Annotated in this window: 8 protein-coding genes; 5 read left to right on the top strand and 3 right to left on the bottom strand. The window is 69.5% G+C overall.

The window, feature by feature from the left end; genetic code table 11:
- Positions 1 to 324 precede the first annotated feature (324 nt).
- The 5 genes from FRW57_RS00335 to FRW57_RS00315 all read left to right on the top strand — a co-directional run bounded on the left by FRW57_RS00335 (position 325) and on the right by FRW57_RS00315 (position 7,324).
- Positions 325 to 1,332 (top strand): TraR/DksA family transcriptional regulator, encoded by a 1,008-nt coding sequence (locus FRW57_RS00335; protein ID WP_238999219.1) that lies wholly within the window; start codon positions 325 to 327, stop codon positions 1,330 to 1,332.
- Entirely contained in the window at positions 1,296 to 2,045 is a 750-nt protein-coding gene (gene lspA / locus FRW57_RS00330; protein ID WP_420853228.1) for a signal peptidase II, read from the top strand. The genes FRW57_RS00335 and lspA overlap by 37 nt, the downstream gene beginning before the upstream one ends.
- Complete coding sequence (locus FRW57_RS00325) at positions 2,038 to 2,967, top strand: RluA family pseudouridine synthase (RefSeq protein WP_152184993.1); 930 nt, start codon at positions 2,038 to 2,040, stop codon at positions 2,965 to 2,967. Before lspA ends, FRW57_RS00325 begins: the two co-directional genes overlap by 8 nt.
- A 105-nt stretch (positions 2,968 to 3,072) precedes the next feature.
- The gene (gene dnaE, locus FRW57_RS00320; protein WP_152184992.1) at positions 3,073 to 6,660 is read left to right on the top strand and encodes a DNA polymerase III subunit alpha; all 3,588 of its coding nucleotides are present in this window, start codon (positions 3,073 to 3,075) and stop codon (positions 6,658 to 6,660) included.
- Positions 6,661 to 6,724: 64 nt separating this feature from the next.
- The gene (locus FRW57_RS00315) at positions 6,725 to 7,324 is read left to right on the top strand and encodes a maleylpyruvate isomerase family mycothiol-dependent enzyme (RefSeq protein ID WP_152184991.1); all 600 of its coding nucleotides are present in this window, start codon (positions 6,725 to 6,727) and stop codon (positions 7,322 to 7,324) included.
- A gap of 31 nt (positions 7,325 to 7,355) precedes the next feature.
- On the opposite strand, the gene FRW57_RS23875 is transcribed toward FRW57_RS00315, so the two are convergent.
- Genes FRW57_RS23875 through FRW57_RS23870 form a run of 3 tightly spaced genes read right to left on the bottom strand, consistent with a single transcriptional unit; the run spans position 7,356 to position 8,815 of the window.
- A complete protein-coding gene (locus FRW57_RS23875; RefSeq protein ID WP_203230155.1) occupies positions 7,356 to 8,006 on the bottom strand; it encodes a thiamine pyrophosphate-dependent enzyme in 651 nt (216 codons plus the stop codon).
- The gene (locus tag FRW57_RS24700; protein ID WP_274381535.1) at positions 8,003 to 8,125 is read right to left on the bottom strand and encodes a thiamine pyrophosphate-dependent enzyme; all 123 of its coding nucleotides are present in this window, start codon (positions 8,123 to 8,125) and stop codon (positions 8,003 to 8,005) included. Before FRW57_RS24700 ends, FRW57_RS23875 begins: the two co-directional genes overlap by 4 nt.
- A gap of 42 nt (positions 8,126 to 8,167) precedes the next feature.
- A complete protein-coding gene (locus FRW57_RS23870) occupies positions 8,168 to 8,815 on the bottom strand; it encodes a thiamine pyrophosphate-binding protein (RefSeq protein ID WP_203230154.1) in 648 nt (215 codons plus the stop codon).
- Positions 8,816 to 8,898: the final 83 nt, after the last annotated feature.

The following is an 8,898-nucleotide window of genomic DNA, read 5'->3' as shown; positions in this document are numbered from 1 at the left end:
CGGCGAAGCACGGGCCGTCGGGGCCGGACAGCAGCCCGGCGAGGCCCCGTCGGGCGACCAGGCACAGCCGGCTCCGGGGGAGGGCGACACCCCGGCGGACCGCCCCTAGCACCCGAGAACCACGTGAGGGCGTCGACCGAGCTCGGTCGGCGCCCTCGCTGCGTGCTCACGGGGCAACGGCTGCGCTCGCCCGCGGGAAACTGTTCCCTGCGTCCCGTGTTTCCTCATTGAGGGATCTGGGTTCCTGCCCTATCCTCAGCGCCACGGACCGCCAAGAGCTCCTCGCCGGGGGACCGCGAGGCGACGAAACCCGGAAAGGGTGCGATGGCAGAGAAGACGATGGCGTCCCAGACCAAGCTTGCGGGGGCAGCCGACGCCGCGCCGAGCGCTTCCGCACACAAGGCGACCCGGGCGAAGTCCACGCGCAGTGGCCGCACGGCCGCCACCACGAAGGGTGGTACGGCAGTGACGCCAGCACAGGGCAAGTCCACCGGCAAGTCCACCGGCAAGGCGACGACGAGGGCGACCGGCAGAGGAGCGAGCACGAAGGGCGCCGGTGGCCAGAAGGCCGCGAAGGCACCAGCGACGCGGTCAGCAGCGAAGAAGGCCACGGACGGCAGTGCTGCGACGACGGCCGGTAAGGCCACGGCGAAGGGGATCACCGGCAAGGCGACCGGCGGGAGGTCGGTCGCGAAGCAGGCGAGCCCGAAGAAGGTGGACGCGACGCGCCCGGCGACGAAGGCCGGGGCGAAGAAGACCGACGTGAAGTCCCCGCCGAAAAAGGAGACCGCCAAGAAGCAGGCGGCCACCAAGGAGCAGGCGGGCACGAAGAAGGCGGCGCCGGCTGGCAGGCCCACGGTGAAGCAGACGCCCCGGAGGGCGACCAGCAAGGCGGCGGCGCGACGGCCCCGCAAGGTCGCGGTGACGGCTGCCACTGCCCGCAGCCTGCCGGTCCTCGAGGAGGAGTCGGCGTGGACCAGCGGCGAGCTGGCGGAGGTCAAGGAAGAGCTCGAGTCGGACGTGCGAAGGCTGGAGTCGGAGATCGACCTGGCCGAGGTCGGCCTTGCGGGGCTGATGCAGGACGCCGGGGACCAGTCGGGTGACGACGAGGCCGACGCGGGGGCCAAGACCTTCGAGCGCGAGCAGGAGATCTCGCTGGCCAACAACTCGCGCGACATGCTCGAACAGAGCCTGCACGCGCTCGAACGGATCGCCGCCGGCACCTACGGCGGGTGTGAGTCGTGCGGCAACCCGGTGGGCAAACTTCGCCTTCAGGCGTTCCCTCGTGCGACCCTATGCATGACATGCAAACGCAAGCAGGAGCGCCGCTGAGCGCCACACCAAGAGGCGACGACCCGACCCCCACCCCACCGGAGCCACGGCGCCCCCGGCGAGCGCTGTTCGTGATGGTGGTCGTGGCCGCGGCCATCGTCCTGACCCTCGACCAGGTGAGCAAGTCGTGGGTCGTCGCCAACCTCGACCCGACGCAGCCGCGCGACCTGGTCGGTTCGGTGCTGAGGCTGCACCTGACCTTCAACCCCGGTGCCGCGTTCAACCTGGCGACGGGAGCGACGTGGGTGCTGACGCTGATCGCCGCCGGCGTGGTCGTGGTGACCATCGTCACGGCCCGTCGCCTCGGCAGCCGCGTCTGGGCGCTGGCCCTCGGCCTGTTGCTCGGTGGGGCCCTCGGCAACCTCAGTGACCGCATCTTCCGCTACCCCGGCGGTGGGCGCGGTCACGTCGTCGACTTCCTGGAGCTGCCCCGGTGGCCGATCTTCAACGTCGCCGACATGGCGGTGGTGTCCGCCGCGGTGCTGATCGCGCTGCTCGCCTTCTCCGGCATCGGGATCGACGGGAAGCGCGCCAGCTCCGGGGCAGGGCGGCACGAGGCGCCCCGCGACGGCCGCTCCGGGGAAGAGCCCGAAGAGCCCTCGGAGGAGCTGGCGGCTGACCCGCCGTCGGACCAGCGGCGCTCTGGGGAGCAGCCGACGGAAGGGGCGAGGGAGGACAGCGCGTCACCCGACCGCAAGGACGCCGATGACTGACACCCGGACGATCCCGGTGCCCGACGGCCTGGAGGGCGAGCGAGTCGACGCCGCCCTGGCGCGACTCTTCGGGCTCTCGCGGACCAAGGCGGCCGACCTCGCCACCTCGGGCGCCGTGCTGCTCGGACGCAAGGTCGCCGGCAAGTCCGACCGGGTCCGTGCCGGCGACTGGCTCGAGGTGACCCTCCCCGACCGGCAGGACGACACGGCACCGGAAGTGGTCGCCGAGCCCGTGCCCGGCATGACGATCGTCCACGACGACCCCGAGATCGTCGTCGTCGACAAGCCGATCGGGGTCGCCGCACACCCCAGCGTGGGCTGGTCCGGACCGACCGTGGTCGGCGGCCTGGCCGCGGCGGGCTACCGCATCTCCACCTCGGGCGCGCCCGAGCGGCAGGGCATCGTCCAGCGGCTCGACGTCGGCACCAGCGGGCTGATGGTGGTCGCCAAGAGCGAGCGGGCCTACACGCTGCTCAAGCGCTCCTTCCGCGACCGCACGGTCGACAAGACCTATCACGCCCTCGTCCAGGGGCTGCCCGATCCGGTGGAGGGCACCGTCGACGCCCCGATCGGACGTCATCCCGGCCACGACTACCGGTTCGCGGTCCGCCGGGACGGCAAGCCCAGCGTCACCCACTACCACGTCATCGAGGCGTTCCGGTCGGCCTCGCTGCTCGAGATCCACCTCGAGACCGGCCGCACCCACCAGATCCGGGTGCACTTCTCCGCGTTGCGGCACCCCTGCGTGGGCGACCTGACCTACGGCGCCGACCCGGTGCTGGCCAAGCGGCTGGGCCTGGACCGACAGTGGCTGCACGCGGTGTCGCTCTCCTTCGACCACCCCGGCAGTGGTGAGCGGGTGACCTTCGAGAGCTCCTACCCGGACGACCTGCAACAGGCGCTGGAGCACGTCGCGGCGTGACCCGCGGCCGGTGTGGCGGGCGGCCGTCATACCAGCCCCTGGCACCCCGGCGGAGGGCGAGGCGCTGCCCGGCGATGTCGGCCGTCAGGCTTAGACTTCCCTGCGATGGCCACCCACTCCACACCCTCCGACGCAGGGGACAACTTCGTCCACCTGCACGTGCACACCGAGTACTCCATGCTCGACGGCGCGGCCCGCATCGACGAGCTGTGCGAGAACGCCGCACGGATGGGGATGCCGGCGATTGCCACGACCGACCACGGCTACGTCTTCGGGGCCTACGAGTTCTGGAAGAAGGCCACCAAGCACGGCATCAAGCCGATCATCGGGGTCGAGGCCTACCTCACGCCGGGCACCCACCGCACCGACAAGACCAGGGTCAAGTTTGGCGACGGGGTGGACGACGTCGGTGGGTCGGGCGCCTACACCCACATGACGCTGCTCGCGCGCAACAACAACGGGATGCACAACCTGTTCCGTATGTCGTCGCTGGCCTCGCTGGAGGGCTACTACTTCAAGCCGCGCATCGACCGCGAGCTGCTCTCGACCTACGGCCAGGGGCTGATCGGCACGACCGGGTGCGCCGGCGGCGAGATCAACACCCGGCTGCGGATGGGGCAGTACGACCAGGCGCGCGAGGCCGCTGGCGACCTGCGCGACATCCTCGGCAAGGAGAACTTCTACTGCGAGATCATGGACCACGGCATCGAGATCGAGCGCCGCACCATGAAGGAGCTGCTGCGCCTCGCCAAGGACCTCGACCTGCCGTTGCTGGCCACCAACGACCTGCACTACACCAATGCCGAGGACGCCAAGGCGCACGCGGCGCTGCTGTGTGTGCAGTCCGGCTCGACGCTGATGGACCCGAACCGGTTCAAGTTCGACGCCGAGGAGTTCTACCTCAAGACGCCCCAGCAGATGCGCCACCTGTGGCGCGAGCTGCCGGGGGCCTGCGACAACACGCTGCGGGTCGCCGAGCGCTGCGAGGTCTCCTTCACCGAGGGCGAGGGGCGCTACATGCCCCGGTTCGAGGTGCCCGAGGGCGAGGACGAGACCAGCTGGTTCGTCAAGGAGGTCGAGCGCGGGCTGCACGAGCGCTTTCCCGAGGGTGTGCCCGACTACGCCCGCAAGCAGGCCGCCTACGAGACTGAGGTCATCGTCGGCAAGGGCTATCCGAGCTACTTCCTGGTCGTCGCCGACTTCATCAACTGGGCCAAGGACAACGGCATCCGGGTCGGCCCCGGGCGCGGTTCGGGTGCCGGGTCGATGTGCGCCTACGCGATGAAGATCACCGACCTCGACCCGGTGCCGCACGGGCTGATCTTCGAGCGCTTCCTCAACCCGGAGCGCATGTCGATGCCGGACTTCGACGTCGACTTCGACGAGCGGCGCCGCGGCGAGGTGATCAGGTACGTCACCGAGAAGTACGGCGAGGAACGCGTCGCGCAGATCGTCACCTACGGCACGATCAAGGCCAAGCAGGCGGTCAAGGACGCGTCCCGAGTCATGGGTTTCCCCTTCTCGATGGGGGAGAAGCTCACCAAGGCCATGCCGCCGGACGTGATGGGCAAGGGCGTCCCGCTCTCGGGAATCTACGACCCCCAGCACAAGAGGTATGCCGAGGGGGCGGAGTTCCGGGCGCTGGTCGAACAGGACCCGCAGGCCAGGGAGATCGTGGACACCGCGCTCGGCCTCGAGGGTCTGAAGCGGCAGTGGGGAGTGCACGCAGCCGGCGTGATCATGTCGAGCGAGCCGCTGATCGACCTGATCCCGATCATGCGCCGCGAGCAGGACGGCCAGATCATCACCCAGTTCGACTACCCGAGCTGCGAGACGCTCGGACTGGTCAAGATGGACTTCCTGGGCCTGCGCAACCTGACCATCCTCGACGACGCGCTGGTCAACGTGAAGTCGAACCGCGACGTCGACCTCGACCTCGAGGCGCTGTCGAAGGACATGACCGACCAGAAGACCTACGAGCTGCTGGCCCGGGGCGACACCCTGGGCGTCTTCCAGCTCGACGGCGGCGGGATGCGCACCCTGCTGCGGCAGATGCAGCCGGACAACTTCGAGGACATCTCCGCGGCCCTCGCGCTCTACCGTCCGGGGCCGATGGGCGTCAACGCCCACACCAACTTCGCGCTGCGCAAGAACGGCAAGCAGGAAGTCATCCCGCTCGACCCGCAGCTGAAGGGCAAGCTCCAGCCCGAGATGGTCGAGGCCCTAGACCCGATCCTCTCCACGACCCACGGCCTGGTGATCTACCAGGAGCAGGTGATGGAGATCGCCCAGAAGCTTGCCGGTTACACCCTCGGCAACGCGGACCTGCTGCGACGCGCCATGGGCAAGAAGAAGAAGGAGGTGCTGGACGCCGAGTACGTCCCCTTCAGCGAGGGGATGAAGGCCAACGGCTTCTCCGAGGGGTCGGTCGCCGCACTGTGGGGCGTGCTGGTGCCGTTCTCGGACTACGCGTTCAACAAGGCGCACACCGCGGCATACGGGCTCGTGTCCTACTGGACCGCCTACCTCAAGGCCAACTACCCGGCCGAGTACATGGCGGCACTGCTCACCAGCGTGCGCGACGACAAGGACAAGTCGGCGCTCTACCTCAACGAGTGCCGGCACATGGGCATCAAGGTGCTGCCGCCGGACGTCAACGAGTCGGTCGCGAACTTCGCGGCCGTCGGCACCGACATCCGGTTCGGCCTCGCAGCGATCCGCAACGTCGGGCGCAACGTGGTCGACGCGATCGTCACCGCGCGCGAGGAGAAGGGCCGGTTCACCTCCTTCGAGGACTTCCTGCGCAAGAGCCCGGCCGTGGTGTGCAACAAGCGCACCATCGAGTCGCTCATCAAGGCGGGGGCCTTCGACGACCTGCAGCACACCCGACAGGGCCTGGTGCACGTGCACGAGGCGTATGTCGACGCGCTGGTCGACGAGAAGAGGCAGGAGGCCATCGGTCAGGACTCCCTCTTCGGCGGCGGTTTCGGCGACGCCGGCGGCGAGGATGCCGGGGCGTCGCTGATCGCCATGCCGACGATCCCGTCGATCGAGTGGGACAAGCAGACGCTGCTCGCCTTCGAGCGGGAGATGCTCGGCCTCTACGTCTCCGACCACCCGCTCTTCGGGATCGAGCACGTCCTCGCCCAGCACGCCGACTGCTCGATCGCCTCGCTCATGGCCGAGGACGGCAAACCTGACGGTGCGAGCGTCACGATCGCCGGCCTGATCACCGGGCTTCAGGTCAAGCGCACCAAGAAGGGCGACCTGTGGGCGATCGCGACGGTCGAGGACCTCGACGGCGCGATCGAGTGCCTCTTCTTTCCGTCCACCTACATGACCGTCTCGACGATGCTCAGCCACGACGTGGTCTGTGTCGTCAGGGGCAGGGTCAGCCGCCGTGACGACTCGCCGTCGATCTTCGCGCAGGAGCTGACCCTGCCGGACATCAAGGAGGGGCCACGCGGACCGGTCGTCGTGACGATGCCCCTGGCCCGCGCGACCAACGGACTGGCCGAGCGGCTGAAGGGCGTGCTGTCCGACCACCCCGGTGTCACCGAGGTGCACGTCCGGCTCACCCAGCCCGGCCGTTCCGTGTTGATGCGCCTCGATGACCAGTTGCGGGTCACTGCCTCGCCGGCGCTGTTCGGTGACCTCAAGGCGCTGCTCGGGCCGGCCTGCCTCAGCAGCTGACGGCGGGCTACGCCAGACGCAAATCCACAAGCCGTCCCTGGCCGGCCTGCGCCATGCTGGGCCCATGAGCGATACGTCTTCAGCCACCTCCCAGCCCCCAGAGTCCTCCGAACCCGTCGGCGTGATGGCGCGCGCGATCGACCAGCTCGCCGCACTGGTCGATCGGGTCGATCCCAGCCAGACCGCGTCGCCGACGCCGTGCGCCTCGTGGGACGTGGCGACCCTGCTCGACCATGTGGTGGCCGACCTGCCGAATTTCCTCGCCGCTGCCAAGGGCGAAGAGGTCGACTGGTCCGAGCAGCCCCCGAGCGTGGCACCCGACTGGGCATCGGCCTTCCGCGAGGGCGGGGACCGGCTCCTGTCCGCCTGGCAGGTGGCGGGATCCAGCGAGCCCGGGATCCCTCCGGACCTGGTGACCGCCGAGTTCGCCGTCCACGCGTGGGATCTGGCCACGGCGCTGGGGGAACGCTCCGGCCTCGACCCGGGCCCGGCCGAGCGCGGCCTAGCCATGATGCAGGGGATGCTCCAGCCGTCGATGCGCGGAAGCGAGGCCGAGGGCAAGGCGTTCGGGACGGAGGTGTCACCGCCCGCTGATGCCTCGACCTACGACCGCTTGGTGGCCTTCGCCGGTCGCGACCCTCGCTGGTCGCCGCCCACCCGCTAGGAGCTGGGCCCGGCGAGGGCGCGCGGGCCGGTCACTGGTCGTCGTCCGACCCCTTGACCTTGTCCACGACCGCCTTCGCACCCCTGCCGACGGCATCCGGGATGACGTGGCCGGGGCTGGCGTCGAAGGTGGACTCGTCGAGCATGTCCTTGACCATCTGCAGGGCGATCCGGTTGCGGTTCGGAGTCCCGGCCTTCATCGCACTGAACAGCTTGGTCATCTGGGCCTTCTTGACCTTCGCGGGAATAGGCGGTTCGTGCGGGTCGACGACCATCGCCACGATGGCGGGCCCGTCGTGCGCGAAGGCAGCGCGCAGGGTCGCCACGCAGTCGGCCGGGTCCTCCACGCGAGCGCCGTAGGCGCCGCACGCCTCGGCATACTTCACGAAGTCCAGGGGAGCCATGTTGACGCCGTACCCCGGGTTGCCGAGGAAGACCATCTGGTTGCCGAGGAAGACCATCTGCTCCCACTTGATCAGCCCGAGGGTGTTGTTCTTGATCACGACGATCTTCACCGGGAGCCGGTGCTGCACCAGGGTGAGCATGTCGCCGAGCTGCATGGTCATCGAGCCGTCGCCGGTGAAGACGACCGCCTGACGTCCCGGGTATGCCGTCTGGGCGCCGATCGCGCAGGGCAGGCCGGCCGCCATCGAGCAGTTCGTCCCGCTGAAGCTGAACTTCATTCCCCGCGGATCTTGATCAGCCTGGCCGCCCACGTGGTCACCGTGCCGGAGTCGCCACAGACGATCGCGTCGGGCGCGAGGACCTCGTTGAGTGCCCACGCCGGCACCTGCGGCTTCATCGGGACGTCGTCGCGGGTGCCGCGCTCCTCCAACAGCGCCCATCAGTCCTCCATGCCGGCCTGGGCCTGTTCCAGGAACGCGCGGTCCTCGTTGCGCTCGAGCAGCGGCAGCAGCTCGGTGAGCGTCGCTCCAGCGTCACCGCACAGGGCGACATCCACCGGGTAGCGCAGCCCCATCCGGTGCGGCTTGTCGTCGATCTGCACGCAGACGGCCTGGCCCGGCGCGGGGAGGAACTCGATGTAGGGCAGCGAGCTGCCGACGACCACCAGCGCATCGCACTGCTCCAGTGCCTCCTCGCTGGGCCGTGAGCAGACCAGGGCGATCGGCCCGGTCGTGTAGGGGGAGTCGTCCCGCACGCAGTCCTTGCCCAGCTGGGCCTTGATGATCGGCGCCTGCTCGACGCGGGCGTCCAGCATGCCGTTGAGCAGATGCGCGGCGCCCGGGCCGCAGGTGGAGAAGCAGACGCCGAGCTTGCCGGTGAACGTGGCGTACCCGACCGCCGCCTTCGAGGCGACCTCCTCGTGTCGGACATGGATGTAGCGGATCTGGTCCTGCCGCTTGCGCAGCGCGTCCATCAGGCCGTTGATGCTGTCCCCGGGCAGGCCGAAGACGGTGTCCACGCCCCACTCGATGAGGCGGCCACCAAGACGTCCGATGCGGTGGTCGAGTCGGCCACGGGCGAGGGGCAACGCGCGGACTGTGATCGCTCAGCCGCGTTTGGGATCGTCGCCGCACGGGTAAACGGCAAGGGGCGCTGCGCGCCCGGTCGCGG

Source organism: Segeticoccus rhizosphaerae, from assembly GCF_009192725.1.
In the GTDB taxonomy this organism is placed as follows: Bacteria; Actinomycetota; Actinomycetes; order Actinomycetales; family Dermatophilaceae; genus Segeticoccus; species Segeticoccus rhizosphaerae.
The sequence above is the reverse complement of the archived record's forward strand: the minus strand, read 5'-3'. Positions and strand labels throughout refer to the sequence as shown.